At 46.3% G+C, this 18,275-nt stretch carries 15 protein-coding genes and 1 other RNA gene; 2 read left to right on the forward strand and 14 right to left on the reverse strand.

The features are described from left to right. Positions 1-16 precede the first annotated feature (16 nt). The 14 genes from ftsA to rsmI form a co-directional block, all read right to left on the reverse strand. Positions 17-1,279 carry a cell division protein FtsA gene (gene ftsA, locus R8O11_RS00480; protein ID WP_005372946.1) on the reverse strand — a complete coding sequence of 421 codons (1,263 nt, stop codon included), beginning with the start codon at positions 1,277-1,279 and terminating at the stop codon, positions 17-19. Next, positions 1,272-2,054: a cell division protein FtsQ/DivIB gene (locus tag R8O11_RS00485; protein WP_005387393.1), complete on the reverse strand. Its 783-nt coding sequence runs from the start codon at positions 2,052-2,054 to the stop codon at positions 1,272-1,274. Before R8O11_RS00485 ends, ftsA begins: the two co-directional genes overlap by 8 nt. Before the next feature lie 192 nt (positions 2,055-2,246). Further along, entirely contained in the window at positions 2,247-3,704 is a 1,458-nt protein-coding gene (murC, locus tag R8O11_RS00490; RefSeq protein WP_005387395.1) for a UDP-N-acetylmuramate--L-alanine ligase, read from the reverse strand. A gap of 23 nt (positions 3,705-3,727) precedes the next feature. Further along, a complete protein-coding gene (gene murG, locus R8O11_RS00495; RefSeq protein WP_033906093.1) occupies positions 3,728-4,795 on the reverse strand; it encodes an undecaprenyldiphospho-muramoylpentapeptide beta-N-acetylglucosaminyltransferase in 1,068 nt (355 codons plus the stop codon). After that, a complete protein-coding gene (ftsW, locus tag R8O11_RS00500) occupies positions 4,782-5,978 on the reverse strand; it encodes a cell division protein FtsW (protein WP_318193829.1) in 1,197 nt (398 codons plus the stop codon). The genes murG and ftsW overlap by 14 nt, the downstream gene beginning before the upstream one ends. Before the next feature lie 18 nt (positions 5,979-5,996). Next, positions 5,997-7,310, reverse strand: a complete 1,314-nt coding sequence (gene murD, locus R8O11_RS00505) for a UDP-N-acetylmuramoyl-L-alanine--D-glutamate ligase (RefSeq protein ID WP_033906092.1) — start codon at positions 7,308-7,310, stop codon at positions 5,997-5,999. Positions 7,311-7,349: 39 nt separating this feature from the next. After that, the gene (gene mraY / locus R8O11_RS00510) at positions 7,350-8,432 is read right to left on the reverse strand and encodes a phospho-N-acetylmuramoyl-pentapeptide-transferase (RefSeq protein WP_005372931.1); all 1,083 of its coding nucleotides are present in this window, start codon (positions 8,430-8,432) and stop codon (positions 7,350-7,352) included. Further along, a complete protein-coding gene (locus R8O11_RS00515; RefSeq protein ID WP_033906091.1) occupies positions 8,432-9,796 on the reverse strand; it encodes a UDP-N-acetylmuramoyl-tripeptide--D-alanyl-D-alanine ligase in 1,365 nt (454 codons plus the stop codon). The genes mraY and R8O11_RS00515 overlap by 1 nt, the downstream gene beginning before the upstream one ends. Then, on the reverse strand, positions 9,793-11,274 hold the full coding sequence (gene murE, locus R8O11_RS00520; protein WP_225466622.1) for a UDP-N-acetylmuramoyl-L-alanyl-D-glutamate--2,6-diaminopimelate ligase: 1,482 nt from the start codon (positions 11,272-11,274) through the stop codon (positions 9,793-9,795). The genes R8O11_RS00515 and murE overlap by 4 nt, the downstream gene beginning before the upstream one ends. Before the next feature lie 62 nt (positions 11,275-11,336). Then, positions 11,337-13,130 carry a penicillin-binding transpeptidase domain-containing protein gene (locus R8O11_RS00525; RefSeq protein WP_086046525.1) on the reverse strand — a complete coding sequence of 598 codons (1,794 nt, stop codon included), beginning with the start codon at positions 13,128-13,130 and terminating at the stop codon, positions 11,337-11,339. Further along, on the reverse strand, positions 13,127-13,444 hold the full coding sequence (ftsL, locus tag R8O11_RS00530; RefSeq protein WP_005387405.1) for a cell division protein FtsL: 318 nt from the start codon (positions 13,442-13,444) through the stop codon (positions 13,127-13,129). The genes R8O11_RS00525 and ftsL overlap by 4 nt, the downstream gene beginning before the upstream one ends. Positions 13,445-13,449: 5 nt before the next feature. Further along, entirely contained in the window at positions 13,450-14,400 is a 951-nt protein-coding gene (rsmH, locus tag R8O11_RS00535; protein ID WP_017633610.1) for a 16S rRNA (cytosine(1402)-N(4))-methyltransferase RsmH, read from the reverse strand. A 175-nt stretch (positions 14,401-14,575) separates the two neighbouring features. Next, positions 14,576-15,006: RNase P RNA component class A (gene rnpB, locus R8O11_RS00540), an RNA gene on the reverse strand. Positions 15,007-15,173: 167 nt separating this feature from the next. Next, positions 15,174-16,037 (reverse strand): 16S rRNA (cytidine(1402)-2'-O)-methyltransferase, encoded by an 864-nt coding sequence (rsmI, locus tag R8O11_RS00545; RefSeq protein WP_318193830.1) that lies wholly within the window; start codon positions 16,035-16,037, stop codon positions 15,174-15,176. A gap of 68 nt (positions 16,038-16,105) precedes the next feature. On the opposite strand from rsmI, the gene R8O11_RS00550 reads away from it, so the two are divergent. Both R8O11_RS00550 and R8O11_RS00555 read left to right on the forward strand, forming a co-directional pair. Then, positions 16,106-17,917: a penicillin-binding protein activator gene (locus R8O11_RS00550; protein ID WP_318193831.1), complete on the forward strand. Its 1,812-nt coding sequence runs from the start codon at positions 16,106-16,108 to the stop codon at positions 17,915-17,917. Then, on the forward strand, positions 17,904-18,272 hold the full coding sequence (locus tag R8O11_RS00555; protein WP_005372903.1) for a YraN family protein: 369 nt from the start codon (positions 17,904-17,906) through the stop codon (positions 18,270-18,272). Before R8O11_RS00550 ends, R8O11_RS00555 begins: the two co-directional genes overlap by 14 nt. The last annotated feature ends 3 nt before the right edge of the window (positions 18,273-18,275 follow it).

The raw sequence follows: 18,275 nt of genomic DNA on the forward strand, positions 1-18,275 counted from the left end.
TATCCTGCAACTCAGGTTAAAACTCTTTTTGTATCCAGTTACGCAATTTATCGAAAAAGCCAGTTACAGATGAGCGTTTAGGTTCATTATAATCGCTATCGTCGCTAGACTGCATGTCTCTTGCGTAATGAAGTAATCCAACTGCCGTAGAATGGTACGGCTCTTTTACATAGTCAGTTAATCCGCTGACTTCGAGCGGTTTGCCGACCCTTACTTGATTGCGGAATACGCGTTCCGCACATTCTACCACTCCGTCCATTTGCGCAGCACCGCCGGTGAGTACAACTCCCGCAGCCAGATGGTGCTTGATACCCTCTTCGCGCAATTTTGCTTGTACAGAGTCGATAGTTTGGTTAACCAGTCCCATAAGCTCAGAGTAGCGTGGCTCAATCACTTCTGACAACGTTTGACGTTGCAGGCTACGTGATGGTCGTCCACCTACGCTTGGTACATTAACCGTGTCATCCTTACTGACCAGTTCACTCAAAGCACAGCCATATTTGACTTTTATTTCTTCAGCATCGCTCACTGGCGTGCCAAAAGCAAAAGCAATATCACTGGTTACAGCATTTCCTGCGTACGAAAATACTTCTGTGTGACGTAACGCACCGCCAGTCCAGATGGCCACATCCATCGTGCCGGCGCCAATATCAACCACACAAACTCCAAGCTCTCTTTCATCCTCAGTGATTACTGCATTACTAGCAGCAAGCCCAGAAAATACGAGTTGTTCTACTTTAAGGCCGCAGCGTTCTACCGCCTTAATAATGTTGCGTGCCATGTCATTATGGCATGAGATAAGGTGGACACTCACTTCCATTCTTACCCCAGATAAACCAAGCGGATTTTTGATTCCTTCTTGGTAATCAATGGTGAACTCTTGCGGGATCACATGAAGAATTCGCTGTTCATCACCGATTTTAATCGATTTTGCGGTATGGATAGCGCGATCCATGTCTTCTTGAGACACCTCTTCATCAGAAATCGTGCCCATACCTTTTTCAATTCGGCTTGCGATATGCTTACCAGACAACGAAATGAAGACTCGGCTGATCTGGCACTCTGCCATTAATTCAGCTTGATCAATTGCACGTTGTACTGATTTTACAACCGACTCCAAATCATTCACGCCACCTTTATCCATGCCGCGTGAGGGGCTACTACCTGCGCCAATAATATTAATTTGACCGTCTGGTAAAACCTCACCCACTAGAGCCGATACGGTTGCAGTGCCTATATCAAGACCAACAATAATGTTGTCATCAGCGGCCTTAGTCATCTGTACTCTCTTCTAACTCTTGTTCAGGAAACCAACCAACTGCGGCTCCTGTATCGTACCTAAGATCGATATAACTGATTCTTTGCGTGTCACTGCCAAGCTTATTATAGAGCTTAAAAAAGCGCTCTATACGCTCAAGAAGAGACTCTTTACCGAGCTCTAATCGAATACCGTTATCAAGGATGATTTGCCAAGCTCGTCGCTCGTTTAATACCAGAGACGATATCGCTAAACCCAATTGCTGAAACTTAGGACTCAAATCACGGTAAGTCTGTAAGACTTCCGGTCCGCTATCTTTGGGTCCGTACAGCTTCACTTTTTCTTCTTGCAACAGAGCAACATCTCCATCAAAAACGAACCCGTTTTTATCTAACAGTTCGTTGCCATTCCAAATGGCTTCTGGTTGATGCTCCGTCAAAAAAACTTTTACTGTATCCGGCCACTGCTTTCGGATTGCGGCATGCGCTACCCATGGCAGAGCTTCGACACTTTGCTGTAATACATCAATATCCTGAGACATAAATGTACCGATGTGATCAATTCGACTAAATGCAGCCTGCACATCGTCAGCTTGGACATACTCCAGTTTCCCCTGAAGTACTATTTTGGAGAGAGGTAACCTTTGGTCATCCCACATCCAACTGATCGCCGCGTACAAAACAGAACTAATTAAAGTCACAACCACAACGAAAAATAACGCACCCAAGATTTTTTCTTGGCGACCACGGTTGTTACCCGTGTTTGGTCGCTCGTCATTCAGTGCAATATTCAACAACGTCTTCGTTTCCTGACTTTTGTCGTGTACTTTTTACCCATATAATTACGCAGAGGTAAAAGTCTTGACTTTAACCTTGGGATTATACTGAGCTCTTGTAAACTATCAAACACTGATAGCAATAAATCACAATGATATTGACGCAAAATCGAGATCTGAGTCTTTATCTGTCCTTCGCGTCAACAATATGTGTCAGCCAAGCATCTTGTTTATATTCAATTTAAGACCTGCCAGCTGTTTCGCCACTTTACCAATATCACCCGCACCTTGCGTTAAGATTAGGTCGCCGTCTTGTATAACGTTAGCTAAAACTGAAGGTAATTGCTCGATTTCTGGAACAAAAATCGGATCTACCTTGCCTCGGCTGCGAATTGTGCGACATAAAGCGCGCCCATCAGCCCCTGCAATCGGCTTTTCACCCGCTGCGTAAACATCCAGCATGATCAATACATCTACCTGTTCAAGCACATTCGCGAAATCATCGTATAAATCACGAGTACGGCTATAACGGTGCGGTTGGAAAATCATCACCAAACGCTTGTCTTGCCAACCACTGCGTGCTGCATTAATGGTTACATCCACTTCTGTGGGATGATGGCCGTAATCATCAACAAGCATTGCATGGCCGTTGCCAGTATCAAACTCGCCAAGGTGATCAAAACGTCTTCCCGTACCTTGCGTACCAGCCATTGCCTTTAGGATCGCATCGTCTTCAATGTCATCTTCAGTAGCAACCGCAATCGCAGCAGACGCATTCAATGCATTGTGACGACCTGGAATATTCAGCGTGATATCTAAGTTAGCTCGCCCTTTACGTACTACCGTAAATTTGCCTTGCTGCCCCTCTTGACGATAATCTTCAATACGTACGTCGGCATCTTCAGAAAAACCGTAAGTTATCACTTGACGACTAATACGTGGGATTAACTCTCGAACCACAGGATCGTCAATGCAAACAATTGCTTGGCCGTAAAACGGTAGATTATGAAGGAAATCGATGAAGGTTTGCTTTAAGGTTTCAAAGTCACCACCATAGGTATCCATATGATCGGCTTCGATATTGGTAACAATGCTCACCATTGGTTGCAAGTGCAGGAATGACGCGTCACTTTCATCTGCCTCTGCAATTAGAATACGACTCGAGCCTAGACGCGCATTTGTACCTGCGCTTTTCACCAAACCGCCATTCACAAACGTTGGATCAAGACCGGCTTCAGAATAGATTTGAGTAACAAGAGCGGTCGTCGTGGTTTTACCGTGTGTACCCGCAACGGCAATACCGTGACGGAATCGCATCAATTCAGCCAACATCTCTGCGCGGCGTACAATAGGGATGCGTAATTCACGTGCCGCCATCACTTCTGGGTTTTCTTCGTTGATCGCCGTTGACACAACAACCACACTGGCTTTTTCTACATTACTGGCTTGATGACCAATAAATACCGTCGCACCTTTTGATACCAAACGCTCTGTCACAGCGTTCTCTGATAGATCAGAACCTGTGATTTGGTAGCCTTCGTTCAACAGCACTTCTGCAATGCCGCTCATGCCCGCACCACCAATACCGATGAAGTGGATGGATTTCACGCGGCGCATCTCTGGCACCATTGCGCGAATCTGAGCTAAGTCTTGTGTATGTTGGATTGTCATCAATTCTATTCTCAATAATTCGGTTAACGCTTTTCGGTCAAAGCGACAATGGCTTGTGCGACAACTCGGTCAGCATTCAATTTTGCAGCGCCACGCGCTTGCTCAGCCATTGTAAGTAAAGCTTGGCGATCCAATTGTTGGATCTGCAGAGTCAGAGACTCAACGGTTAAATCTGGTTGTTCAATCATTTTCGCCGCGCCGCAATCCACCAAGTGGTCTGCATTAAGTGCTTGCTGGCGGTCTTTGTGCATGAATGGAACAAAAATAGCGCCTACACCTGCCGCCGAGACTTCAGATACGGTTAACGCTCCAGAGCGACAAACTAAAAGGTCAGCCCATGCGTAAGCTTCTGCAACGTCATCAATGAATTCCATTACTTCTGCATTTACCACACCATTAGCTTGATATGCTGCATTCACTTCTTCGGCGGCACCTTTACCCGCTTGATGACGAATACAGTAATCTTCGCCCAATTTCGACATCACTTCTGGCAGAGTTTGGTTAAGAATACGTGCGCCTTGGCTGCCACCCATCACCAAAATGCGAATTGGACCTTGGCGCTCTTGCATGCGCTCAGTTGGCGCTGCTAATTGAGTCACGTCTTCACGAACTGGGTTCCCAACCACTTCGGCATTTGGAAAAGCGCCTGGGAAAGCCTGAAAAACCTTCTTAGCGATTTTCGATAACCATTGGTTCGTTAAACCTGCTACTGCATTTTGTTCATGCAGAACAACAGGAATACCACTCATCCAAGCGGCAATACCACCCGGGCCGCTAACATAACCGCCCATACCAAGCACTGCGTCTGGCGGCCAGCGTTTCATGTGAGCACGAGCCTGCATAATGGCATTGATAATTTGAAATGGTGCTGCAAGAAGACGTGTAACGCCTTGACCTCGTAACCCTTTCACTTTGATAAAGTCGATTTCAATGCCATGTTTTGGCACCAAATCCGCTTCCATTCGATCCGCCGTACCTAACCAACGGATCTCCCAACCTTGCTCTTGAAGCTGTTTTGCTACCGCCAAACCTGGGAATACGTGACCGCCAGTACCACCAGCCATCACCATCAAACGTTTATTTTGTTTCATTAGCTTGTTGTTCTGATTGTTGTTGCTCGCGTTTCAAGCGGCATTCGTAATCGATACGCAGTAGTATGGACACTGCGACGGACATAATTATTAGACTAGAACCACCATAACTGATGAGTGGAAGTGTTAAACCTTTAGTTGGAACAATACCGGCGGCAGCTCCAACATTAACCAAGGTTTGAAACGCAAACCAAATACCAATTCCGAAAGCCAGATAACCTCCGAACATTTCGCCTTCTTCAAATGCACGCTTGCCGATGTAAACCGCTTTTAGCACCAAGCTAAAAATCAGCATTAAGACCAGCACTACGCCTACGAAACCAAGCTCTTCAGCAAGTACGGCAAACACAAAGTCGGTATGCGCTTCCGGTAGATATTCCAGTTTTTGAATTGAATTACCGAGACCTTGTCCGAACCATTCACCACGACCAAACGCCATCAAAGACTGAGTCAACTGATAGCCACTGCCAAATGGATCTTCCCACGGGTCAAGGAAGGAGGTTACTCGTCGCATACGGTATGGCTCGACGAGAATCAAACCTACTACAGCGCCGATACCTGCCACCATCAAGGCGAGAAACTGGGTTAGTTTTGCACCTGCGATAAAAAGCATGCCAAACAGCGTGACCAGCATCACGACGACCGTCCCCAAGTCTGGCTGACCAAGTAGTAATACTGCGAAGAAGGCAAACACCATGATTGGCTTCATAAAGCCACCAAAGAACGTTTGTCGTACTTCGTCTTGCTTTCGAACTAAGTAACCAGACATGAAGATAAACAGCGATAGCTTCGCGACTTCCGCTGGCTGAAGGTTAAACAGCCCAAGGGGAATCCAACGAGACGCACCATTAACCGACTTACCCGCCAAGAGCACGATGATCAACAGTGCGAAAGAAGCCCAAAGTAAGTAATGGCTCTGCTTAAACCACTCTTGCAAAGGCACTTGCAAAATAACAGCGGAGGTCCCTAACGCCAGCACGAGAAACGTCGCATGACGAAACATAAAGTGGAACGGCTGTTCCGTTAATCGAGAGCTGATTGGAAATGATGCAGAGGTTACCATGACCAAACCAGTCAACATCAAACCCAGTGCAATCCACACTAACTGACGATCAAACATCGCCTCTGGGGCTGGATGCTTGAGCCAATTGCCAATACTGCGTTTAACGTTACCTAAACCCACGAAGTGTGTAACCTTTAATTATGCATATTTCTGAGCAAGAGCAGCGAAAGCATCACCTCTTGCCATAAAGTTGTCGAATTGATCAAAGCTAGCACATGCAGGAGACAGCATCACCATATCACCTGGTTTTAACTGCGAAGATACTTGTTGAATCACATCTTCCATAGTGTCGAAACGTATTGCAGATTCATGCAGTGGCATAAATTCATCGCCATCAGCGCCAAAGCAACACAGTTGCAAGTTAAGCGTCGCGAAGATCGGTTTTAATGGCGAGAAGTCAGCACCTTTGCCAACACCACCAACGAGTAAGTAGAGCTTGCCTGTCGATTCCAAACCAGATAGCGCAGCCATAGTGCTGGCAATATTAGTTGCTTTAGAGTCATTCACCCATTTGACGCCTTGATTATCCGCAACCACCTGGCATCGGTGTGTCAGTCCCGTGTAATTTTTAAGTGCATTCAATGCTTTGTGATAGTTTACGTCCGCAGCTTTTAATAGCGCTAAAGCAACCAGAGCGTTAGATAAGTTGTGCTTACCAACCAACTTAAGCTCATCACTTGCGACAACTCGTTGACCGTGATCGAGCAGCCAAGTACGGTTGCCATCCACCTCGAGACCAAAGTCCTGATTGTCGCTGCCAAATGTCACCAATGGCATCTCTGCGTCTGGGAAGGTTTCTTGATCATCACGGTTCACGACTGCAAGAGCAGCATGGTTAAAAATACGCAACTTAGCTTGTCGATAGTCAGACATGCCTTGATAACGATCCATATGATCTTCAGAAAGATTCAGAAACGCAGCGGCTTTGAGCTTTAAGCTTGACGTCGTTTCTAACTGGAAGCTCGAGAGTTCGAGTACATATAGGTCTGCGTCTTGTTCTAACAAATCCAGAGCAGGCACACCGATGTTACCACCAACGCCAACATCCAAACCTGCAGCGTTAGCCATCACACCTGTGAGGTCGGTTACTGTGCTCTTACCGTTTGAGCCCGTAATCGCAATCACCGGTTTCTGCACCGCCCAAGCGAATAACTCGATATCACCTACTACTGCCGTACCTTTTGCTAATACGGCTTGGATCTCTGGTGTCGCTAGCGCAATACCAGGGTTGGTCACGATAAGATCCGCGTCAGAAAGCCAGTCTGTATTCCAACCACCACTATGCAGTTGAACATCTTCCGGCAAGCGCTCTGCACCCGGAGGGTTTACGCGAGTATCAATGACTTTGACCACAAGCTGTGGCTGATTTTTTCTTAGGTGTTTAACGACAGAGAGCCCGGTAATACCGAGCCCTACGACGACAACACTATGTATGTTTTGCCAACGTTCCATATTTGATCACACTGTAAATCTTGTTCTTGGAAAGTGCGATTAACGCACTTTCAATGTCGCAAGACCAATCAGAACAAGAACCATAGAAATAATCCAGAAACGCACGATTACGCGAGGTTCTGGCCAACCTTTCAATTCGTAGTGGTGGTGAATCGGTGCCATACGAAAAATGCGCTGACCACGCAGTTTGTATGAACCCACCTGTAGAATTACCGACAGCGTTTCCATCACAAACACACCGCCCATGATCACCAACACCAACTCTTGACGAACGAGAACAGCAATAGTGCCTAACGCGCCGCCAAGCGCTAGTGAGCCGACATCACCCATGAACACTTGTGCTGGATACGTGTTAAACCACAAGAAACCAAGGCCTGCACCGACGATTGCTGTACATACGACAACCAACTCAGAAGCATGTGGTAAGTATGGAATATGAAGGTATTCAGAGAAGTTAACGTTACCGGTCGCCCATGCAATAACCGCGAAGCCTGCTGCAACAAGAACCGTTGGCATGATTGCCAAACCGTCTAGACCATCAGTCAGGTTAACCGCGTTACTTGTACCTACAATGACAAAGTAAGTCAGAATGATATACATCAAACCAAGCTGCGGCATGATGTCTTTAAAGAATGGCACCACTAGCTGAGTTGCTGCTGTGTCTTTACCGTAAGCATACAATGCGAAAGCGACGACAAACGCGATCAACGACTGCCAGAAGTACTTCCAACGCGCGATCAAGCCATCGGTATTTTTGCGTACCACTTTACGATAATCATCAACAAATCCGACCGCACCGTAGCCAAGTAAGACTGTCAGTACCGCCCATACGTAAGGGTTGGATAAGTCTGTCCATAGCAAAATCGTGATTGAGATGGCCGCTAAGATCATGATACCGCCCATTGTTGGGGTACCACGCTTACTAAAGTGAGATTCAGGACCTTCGTTACGCACTACCTGACCAATTTGCAGCATTTGCAAACGCTTGATCATGATTGGTCCCATCCATAATGACAGACCTAGAGCGGTTAATACGCTTAGGATTGCTCGAAAAGACAAGTATTCAAACAATCGGAAAAAAGACAGGTATGGCTGTAGCAGCTCGGCAAGCCAAATAATCATTAATAATACTCCTTCAAAGCAGCAGCGACTTCAAACATACGTGCACCATTCGCTCCTTTCACCAATATCGTATGGTTTTCAGGAACGGCTTGGTCTAGATGCTGCTTGATGTATTCAATCATCTCTTGGTGCGTCTCAAAATGAATGCCTTGGCAAAGATCACTGATCACCTTGGCGTCTGCACCATATGTGAGAACATGTTCAAATTTTTGTGGGGCAGCATGTTCCCCGACTTGACGATGAAGTGCAAGACTTTCCTCGCCCAATTCCGCCATATTACCTAAAATCAGCCAGCGTTGACCTGGGAAAGCGGCCAATAAATCAACTGCCGCTTTCATGGCTGGCACGCTCGCGTTGTAGCTGTCGTCAATCAATTTTATCTTTTCGCTCAGCGCTTCAACCTCGACGCGACCTTTCACTTTGTTCAAATGTTTAAGGCCAGCGCGAACCTCTTCTAATGTGGCGCCCATTTGTAACGCAATAATAGAAGCAGCGATCGCATTCGCAACGTTGTGTTGACCTATAATACCCAGAGACAGTTCAATTTCTTGTGAGCTTGCTGCGATATGTAAGTCAAAGCTTGCTTCACCTGCGGCGTTCAATACGATGTTAGAAGCGAAGAAGTCTGCATCAGTATTACTTTGTGAAAAAGTAATGACTTTCTTATCTGCTAACACTTCATCCCACTTGGCTTCACCATTGCTGTCTAGGTTAACAATCGCAATACCACCAGCTGAAAGGCCTTGGTAGATTTCACCTTTGGCTTGTTTCACGCCATCGATAGAACCAAAGCCTTCAAGGTGAGCGGCGGCTACATTGTTCACTAACGCGATATCTGGTTTTACTAACTGAGTCGTGTAAGCAATTTCACCTATATGATTAGCACCAAGCTCAATCACGGCATAATCATCATCCTGCTGTGAGCGCAATAATGTCAACGGAACACCAATATCATTATTGAAGTTACCCGCCGTGAATAACACTTTGCCTTTCAATTGCAGGATACTCGCAACCATTTCTTTTACGGTCGTTTTACCGCAACTTCCGGTGATGGCAACGGTAGGTGTTTTGCATGCTTGATACACCCAAGAAGCAAACTCACCCAATGCAAGTTTGGTATCCGACACCACAATTTGCGGCACATTCACATCTAAGCGTTTTTCTACGAGTAAAGCACCGGCACCTGCATCTACCGCTTGTTGGCAAAAGTTGTGCGCATCAAAGCGCTCCCCAACTAACGCGACGAATAAAGCCCCACGCTCAATCGTTCGTGTATCAGTAGAAACCGCGTCGATAAGTAGCTCGTCGCCGAATCGCTCACCACGAGTGATGTCTGCAATTTGAGATAACGTTACTTTGATCATGAGGTCAATCCTAAAAGTTGCATTGCGGACTCGCGGTCGGAGTAATGAATCGTTTCGCCATTACGAATCTGATAATCTTCATGGCCCTTTCCAGCTAACAAGATAATGTCGTTTGGCGAAGCATTTTCAATGGCATAAGACAGCGCTTTGAAGCGGTCATGCTGAACAATCGCTTCAGCAGGTTTTGACAGCCCAGCTAACATATCTTTCACAATCTGAACCGGATCTTCGCTGCGTGGGTTATCGTCAGTCAACACCACTCTGTCGCCCAGACGCTCTGCAATTTCCGCCATCATTGGACGCTTACCTGCATCGCGATCGCCACCGCAGCCAAAAATAGCCCACAGCTGGCCTTCACAATGAACTCGTAAAGCTTGCAGCGCTTTTTCTAAAGCATCAGGAGTATGAGCATAATCGACCACGACTTTGGCACGATCCTCAGTTTGGAATAACTCCATTCGGCCGAGTACGGGTTGCAGTTGACCTGCAGTTTCGAGTAACGCTTGTTTCTCTTTACCTAAGCTTAATAAGGTCGCAAAAGCGAGCATTAAGTTGGTTGCATTAAACTCACCAATCAATGGCGCGTGCAATTCACCTGAGCCAAATTTACCATCGAACTTAATAGTAATCCCTGACTCCGCGTAACTGACTTCCGTCGCCCAAATTGCGCTTTCAAATTCAGTGTTCGGCTTGAGCGAAACAGCGATCGCATTACTTAACTGCGACGCCCATTGATGACCGACTTCATCATCAACATTGATAATGGCACGTTCACATTGGTGTTGCGTGAACAACCCAAGCTTTGCATTGGCATACTCTTCCATCGTGCCATGATAATCTAAGTGGTCACGACTTAAGTTAGTAAACACGCCCGCCGCAAATGATAATGCTTTGACACGACCTTGCGTCAGGCCATGAGAAGATACTTCTAGCGCGGTGTATGTGGCTTGTTGATTTGCGAGAGAGGAGAGCGTTTTCTGAATTTCAACGGCATTCCCCGTTGTATTCGCAGCTTGTTGCAAGTTATTGAGGAAGCCATTTCCTGTTGTTCCCATTACCGCCGCTTTATGGTCAAGCAGTTCTAGCCATTGCGCTATTAACTGGGTAATGGTGGTTTTGCCGTTGGTGCCGGTGACACCAATCAAATCCATATCAGGGTAAGCATAGATCTTTCCAGCAATTGCGGATAAACGTTGGTCCAACCTATCAATGTAAATGACGGGAACATCATCAATGATTTCCACCGTACCATGTGTTTTGACATCGCAGGCTTGCGCCAGGGCTGCATTTGCACCTTGCTCAATTGCAGAGGCAATGAATTTACGCCCATCCACAACATGGCCAATCACTGCTACAAACGTGGTTCCAGGTTGAACTCTTCGGCTGTCGAGCTCCAATTCAGAAACAAGAACGGACGATAAGCTAGGGCAATCCACCCAAGGGGAAAGCAGCACGTCCATACTGATGGCTTTAGTCATATTTGTTCTCCGAGCTTTGGCTCAGGTTTTCTTAATTTTGTTTGCTCAGTAAACCACAGGGCTTACTGTTGGAATTTGTTTTCGTCAGGTGCAACATTGAGTATTTGTAGCGCGCCTTTCATGATTTCAGAGAAAACAGGAGACGCTACCGAACCACCATAGTAGTCATCACCTTGAGGCTCGTTTACGATCACTACTAAAGCAATTCGCGGATCGCTAACCGGAGCAAGCCCAGCCGTGTAGGTGATGTACTCGTCGCTGTACCCACCGGCAGAAGCTTTACGTGATGTACCCGTTTTCGCTCCCACTCGATAACCAGGAACTGCCGCTCTGCGAGCCGAGCCCCCTTTTTGAGTTACGGTTTCCAACATGTCTAATACTTGACGCGCATACTTCGCACTCACTACTTGACGTGACATGTCATGATCATTGCTTTCGATAATATGAATAGGCTCGTATTTGCCAAGGTTTCCAAGCGTCGCATAAGCATGGGCTAGCTGGATTGGTGTAATTGATAGACCATAACCAAACGCAATCGTGGCGCGCTCAATTGGCGACCAACGAGTTCGTGTAGGAAAAATACCCGTCACTTCCCCAACTAGGTTTAGGCCAGAAAGCTCACCAAAACCCACTGAACTGTACAGCCCAAGAAGCGCCTCTACCGGCATTTGCATTGCTAGCTTCGTCACACCGATATTACTCGACTTTTTAAGGATCGTGGTCAAGCTCGCTTTACCTACGCGAGAGACATCTCTGACTCGACTACCACCTAAACGTAGGACACCATTACCGGTATCTACGATGGTATCTTTATCAGCTATCCCATTTTCTAAGGCGGCTAAAATAACGAAAGGCTTAATGGTCGAACCGGGCTCCATTGAGTCCGTGATCACTCGGTTACGCATTTGATAGCTTTGCCAATCGCTACGATTGTTAGGGTTGTAAGAAGGAGCATTAACCATGGCCAATACGGCGCCCGTTTTTACATCCAACATGACAACGGAACCTGAAGTGGCGCGGTGGTCCGCAACGGCTTGCTTAATCGCACGATACGCAATCGCCTGTAGGCGCTGATCGATGGTTAACTGAAGTGATTTACCTTCTTGCTTGTCTTGCCAAGCAATGTTTTCCACAACACGACCATAACGGTCTTTACGAATAGTTTTCTTACCCGCCGCGCCAGTGAGCCACTCATCGTAGCTACGCTCCACACCTTCTAGGCCATGCCCGTCAATGCCTGTTACACCGACTAAGTGAGCACTAACCTCACCTGCAGGATAATAACGACGAGATTCCGACTTAAGGCCAACACCTGGCAGCTTTAGCTCACGAATATAGTTCGCCATGGCCGGACTGACCTGGCGCTGCAAGTAGATAAAGCGGCGTTTTTCATTGCGCTTGATTTTGTCTATTAACCCTTGTCGGTCAATACCAAGAACATCCGCTAATGCATGCCAACTTTTGGTCTGGCTTAACGCGTTTTCTTTAAATATCGTGGCAGGATCTGCCCAAACCGCCTCAACCGGTACACTGACAGCAAGCGGCTCACCATTTCGATCCGAAATAATACCGCGAGCAGAAGGAATGGATTTAACACGAACCGAACGTAGGTCACCTTGTTTAATCAGGTTATCTGGCTCAATGATTTGGATGTAGGCTACGCGTGCCACCAAAAGGGCAAATGCACAAAAAACAAAAAACAGTAATAGATGGAAGCGCCAACGAATCAAGAAAGATTCTTCGACCGCCACTTTCACTGCTTTGTTATCGGTTTTCTTATCCCCCGTAGCCGCTTTCTCTTTTGCTACAGGTTTACGCTTATTGGCTTGTTTCGTGTTGGATTTTTTTCTAATCATTTGAGCGTGACAACCACTTCTTTATCGCCATCAGGTCGTTTCATTTCAAGTTCTTTTTTGGCAAGGTCTTGAACACGACTGTGTTCCGCGAGGGCAGTTTCTTCCAACATTAAGTTACGCCATTCGCTATCTAATCGTTCTCGTTCAACCAACGTATGGTCTTTCTCGGTGATCGCTTGACGCGCATGGTGGGTAGCAAATACCACTCCCATTGCCGATGCCACGATCAATAGCAACAACAGTAATGGCCAGCGACCAACAGTGAGGAGATCTGTTGCAATCAACTTAGCAAGATTAGGAGTGGGTTTCGTCATAATAATTAAAGCTTTTCCGCAATTCTTAACACAGAGCTGCGCGAGCGAGGGTTCATTTCAATTTCTTGTTTGCTTGGCTTAATCGCTTTGCTCACCGCTTTCATATTCGCACTACCAAGAGCACGAATTTGCTCTTCCGTCATTGGAATACCGTGTGGCACTTCAGGCCCTTTGCTCTCTTTACGGATAAAACGTTTGACCATACGGTCTTCCAGAGAGTGAAAGCTAATCACAGATAAACGGCCTTCAGGAGCCAGAATGCTCGCCGCGCCTTTAAGTGCCGTATCAATTTCTTCTAACTCACTGTTGATGTAAATACGAAAAGCCTGGAAAGCACGAGTCGCAGGGTGTTTTTTCTCTTTAAAACTTTTCGGTGCGGCATCTGAAATCAATTTTGCCAGCTGACCAGTGCGAACCATTGGCTCATTTTCTTCATCTTCACGGTAGGCAACAATCGCTTTTGCAATACGGCGCGCATGTTTATCTTCCCCGAACTCGCGAATGACCCAAGTGATATCATCGAGGTCTGCTTCCATCAACCATTGAGATACTGGAATACCTGATGTCGGGTCCATACGCATATCTAGCGGACCATCTTTCATAAAGCTAAAGCCACGCTCTGCGTCGTCTAACTGAGGAGAAGAAACGCCTAAATCCAGAAGAACACCATCCACTTTTCCAACTAGCCCATACTCTTCAGCATACTCAGCAATACCAGAAAATGGACCATGAATAATGGTGAAGCGAGGGTCATTGATTTTGCCTGCCTCAGCGATCGCTTGAGGGTCACGGTCGATACTGTACAGTCGGCCATTTTCACCGAGTTTAGATAGAATTGTCCGGCTGTGACCGCCACGGCCAAATGTTCCATCAATATAGACGCCGTCTGGTTTGATAGCTAAGCCATCAATGGATTCATTTAATAACACGGAAATATGTTGGAAGGTTTCGGTCATAGCTTTCTCGTTGAATGATCTTGAAGCGATTCTTTAGTGTACTGATTTCCTACATCATCGCCACCACAAGTCTAAAGTTAGACGTGATTTACGCCAAGTTTATTGGTAATGACATAGTTTGCGTCAATTAAATGCAAAAAACCCATCACTACCGAAGTAGAGATGGGTCTCGAATAGGTGGAGCCGACACATAAGCCGGGTTCTGTTCCGCTTGCACGGCGGTAGCCATTCGTCTAGGCCAGCAATCACTCACTGGCTCGAGCAACCTACCCGCCTCCTTACGCGAGCAACGCAATGTGGAGGCCTATTTGGTCTTGCTTCAGGTGGAGTTTACCCTGCTACGAACTATTGCTAGTCGTCCGGTGCGCTCTTACCGCACCCTTTCACCCTTACCTGTACCCTTACGGGCCATCGGCGGTCTTCTCTCTGCTGCACTTGTCGTAGGCTTGCGCCCCCCAGGCGTTACCTGGCACCTTGCTCTATGAAGCCCGGACTTTCCTCCCCTTTGTCAGTCTCCCGAAGGACGTCAACGTCAGTCTCCCAAAGGGACTTCGACGTCAGTCTCCCGAAGGACATCAACAAAGCAGCGACTACCCAGTCAGCTCCGAGGGCGGATTGTATAGAGTTCTCACTTCAGAGTCTAGTTAGATCACAGATATGATGAAATGAATGCACTAAGTGATGACTTTTTAGTCAACGTGCCAAAAATAGATAATAAAAAGGCCGATGCCTAAACATCAGCCCTCATTGACCATTTATCTCGCTAGCGGCACTTAGTCTAAGTTTTCTAAGCCCCATTTATATAGCGCATTCTTCTTCAAGTTATGTATTTCTGCCACCAAAGCAGCTGCTTTTTTCAAAGGCAGCTCTTTGGTCAAAATCCCTAACGTGCGTAAAGCCTCTTCAGGTAGTGAGTCGTCTGTTGTTTCACGATGGCCATGTACCAACAATACCATTTCACCACGCTGTTGGTTATCGTCACTTTTCACCCATTCAATCAGCTCACCTAACGGCATGCCTTGAATGGTTTCAAAGGTTTTTGTTAGCTCTCTTGCCAACACAACTTCTCTATCTGGGCCAAGAACGTCTAACATGTCTTGTAGAGAGTCTAAAATACGGTGCGGTGACTCGTAAAAAATACACGTACGCTCTACCGAAGCAATCTCTAGGAATTTATCCTTACGACCTTTGCTTTTCGGTGGTAAAAAACCTTCGAAGCTAAAGCGATCCGATGGCAAGCCAGAGGCACTTAACGCCGTAATGACCGCACAAGCACCTGGAAGAGGCACAACTCTAACGCCCGCTTGACGACATTTTGTCACCAAATGGTATCCTGGGTCGCTGATAAGTGGCGTACCAGCGTCAGAAACTAATGCGATAGACTGACCGGAAAGCAGCTTTTCTACCAAAACTTGTGCTTTTTGCTGCTCATTGTGGTCATGTAGAGCAAAAGTTTTGGTTTGAATATTGAAGTGAGACAGTAATTTGCCCGTATGTCGAGTATCCTCAGCGGCAATGATGTCCACAGTCGACAGAATTTCGATAGCACGTTGGGTGATATCCGCTAAATTTCCGATTGGAGTCGGTACGATATAGAGAGTTGGCCCCTCATTCGGCAACTTATTTTTATCTGTCATTTGTTTACCATCACTTCAACGATTAATATAGAGACAATTTTGTACAAAATTATAGAGAACTCACGGCAATGATTAACCATAAGAGACTCAGTGTACCACGCATACTTACTCCTGTTGCACTAGCAATTACGCTCGCCGCCTGTTCTTCAGGTCCAAGACAGCCTGATGGCGTTGATGTAACACTTGAGCCTACTCAGTCTGTTCAGAACTATATGATCCAAGCTGATAGCACGGAAGGCAGTTTACAAAATGACTGGTTGATCATGGCAACCAAAGCCGCGATTCAAGCAAACCAGTTTGATCAAGCAGAAATGTTGATCAAGCGCCTGGCTCGTCAACAGTTAACCGAAGTTCAGCAAGCAGAGTGGCAACTAGCGCGTGCGACCATACAGCAAAAACAGGGTAATTACTCTCAGTTGCTGCAATTGTTGAATTTTAAACCTTGGTGGAAGTTGCCAAATGAGCAATGGAAAGACTATTACTTGATGCGTGCCGACGCTTATCAAGGTCTTAACCAAGCGTTTGAGGCAAACCGCCAACTGATTGCATTTGGCCAATATGCATCGTCCGCGGAGCAGAGAGAGATTTCTAGCCGTATTTGGATGAACTTTGGCAGCTACTCCGAGTACGAACTGACCTCATTAGAAACAGAGCCAAATGAAGATGTTTTGGATGGTTGGCTACAACTCGCTATTTATGCGAAAACGCTGTCGGGCAACTTATCCCAACTAAAAAATACCCTCGAACGCTGGTTAAACGAGAACCCATCGCATCCAGCCGCTATCTACACACCAGAAGAGATTCAAAACATTCTCTCTCTAGACATCGTTAAACCAAACAACACCGCTTTGTTACTGCCGCTTACTGGTAAATTCTCGCCACAAGCGCAATTAATTCGTGATGGTTTTGTGTTTGCGATGATGAATGATCGTAACCGTGATCCAAGCGCTACCCTCACGGTAATAGACACTAATGCGTATAACGCCGACCAAATTAAACAACGTTTGATCAATGAAAACATCGATTTTGTTGTTGGTCCCCTAGAAAAAGAAAACGTTGAGCTATTGCACACAACCATGGATGGCTCAGAAAATGGTCCTACGATTCCAGCCCTTGCGCTAAATATTCCCGAAGATGTGCAACCAGATAGCAATATTTGCTACTTGGCATTATCACCAGAACAAGAAGCCGCACAAGCAGCGAAACACTTGTTCAGCGAAGGCTATAACTTCCCTCTGATCCTGGCACCAAAGGGCATCTTTGGTGAGCGCGTAACTGAAGCGTTCAACAAAGAATGGCGCAAGTACAGCTCTAATAAAGTCGCAGCAAGTTATTTTGGCGACAAGCGCCAACTTCAAAAAGACATCAATGAAGTATTTGGTCTGCAAGAAAGCAAACAACGTATTGCTCAGATGCAATCACTAATGCGTATCAAGCTTGAAACACAGCCACGTAGCCGTCGTGATGTCGATGCGGTTTATATTGTTGCTAGAAGCACGGAACTGACTTTGATCAAGCCATTTATTGAGGTAGCGATTAACCCAGACGCCAAAGCTCCTCAAATTTTCTCTAGCTCGCGTAGCAACAGTGGCGGCGCGACTTACGAAGATCTAACAGGCATCATCTACAGCGATATCCCATTACTGATTGACCCAGACCCTAGCGTGACCGCTGAAATGAACGAGTTGTGGTCAGAGCAATCTAACATGGAAAAACGTTTGAAAGCACTGGGTATGGATGCGTATAAATTGATTGGGGAGCTGCCACAAATGAAGGTCGTTCCGGGCTACTCAGTTGGCGGCCAAACCGGTATTTTAAGTATCGACAATAATTGTGTTGTACAGCGTGAGCTAAGCTGGGCTGAGCGTGGGGCTCTTTAGCAAGCGCCAAATCGGAAATCAATATGAAGCTCTGGCGAAGCAGTATTTACAACGCCAGGGCTTAAACTTTATTGAACAAAATTTTCTGACTAAGGTCGGTGAGATTGATTTAATCTTCCAACAAGGTGAAACTATTGTGTTTGTTGAAGTCAAATACCGTAAGAACAATCACTTTGGCTCGGCAGCAGAAATGGTGACGCACGCTAAAATGCGCAAGCTAGTCAAAACCGCACAAGTTTGGCTTAGCCAACAAAAGCGCTTAAAACACAATATCGATTATCGATTTGATGTCATCGCCATTCATGATAATGGGCGAGATATCAACTGGATAGAAAACGCAATCTCTGAAGGATAAGCG

This window comes from Vibrio sp. 1288, from assembly GCF_033344475.1.

Excerpts from the sequence above, each read along its gene's own strand:
- ftsA (WP_005372946.1), bottom strand. The coding sequence starts at position 1,279 with ATGACTAAGGCCGCTGATGACAACATTATTGTTGGTCTTGATATAGGC.
- murC (WP_005387395.1), bottom strand. The coding sequence starts at position 3,704 with ATGACAATCCAACATACACAAGACTTAGCTCAGATTCGCGCAATGGTG.
- murG (WP_033906093.1), bottom strand. The coding sequence starts at position 4,795 with ATGAAACAAAATAAACGTTTGATGGTGATGGCTGGTGGTACTGGCGGT.
- murD (WP_033906092.1), bottom strand. The coding sequence starts at position 7,310 with ATGGAACGTTGGCAAAACATACATAGTGTTGTCGTCGTAGGGCTCGGT.
- mraY (WP_005372931.1), bottom strand. The coding sequence starts at position 8,432 with ATGATTATTTGGCTTGCCGAGCTGCTACAGCCATACCTGTCTTTTTTC.
- R8O11_RS00515 (WP_033906091.1), bottom strand. The coding sequence starts at position 9,796 with ATGATCAAAGTAACGTTATCTCAAATTGCAGACATCACTCGTGGTGAG.
- murE (WP_225466622.1), bottom strand. The coding sequence starts at position 11,274 with ATGACTAAAGCCATCAGTATGGACGTGCTGCTTTCCCCTTGGGTGGAT.
- R8O11_RS00525 (WP_086046525.1), bottom strand. The coding sequence starts at position 13,130 with ATGATTAGAAAAAAATCCAACACGAAACAAGCCAATAAGCGTAAACCT.
- ftsL (WP_005387405.1), bottom strand. The coding sequence starts at position 13,444 with ATGACGAAACCCACTCCTAATCTTGCTAAGTTGATTGCAACAGATCTC.
- rsmH (WP_017633610.1), bottom strand. The coding sequence starts at position 14,400 with ATGACCGAAACCTTCCAACATATTTCCGTGTTATTAAATGAATCCATT.
- rsmI (WP_318193830.1), bottom strand. The coding sequence starts at position 16,037 with ATGACAGATAAAAATAAGTTGCCGAATGAGGGGCCAACTCTCTATATC.
- R8O11_RS00550 (WP_318193831.1), top strand. The coding sequence starts at position 16,106 with ATGATTAACCATAAGAGACTCAGTGTACCACGCATACTTACTCCTGTT.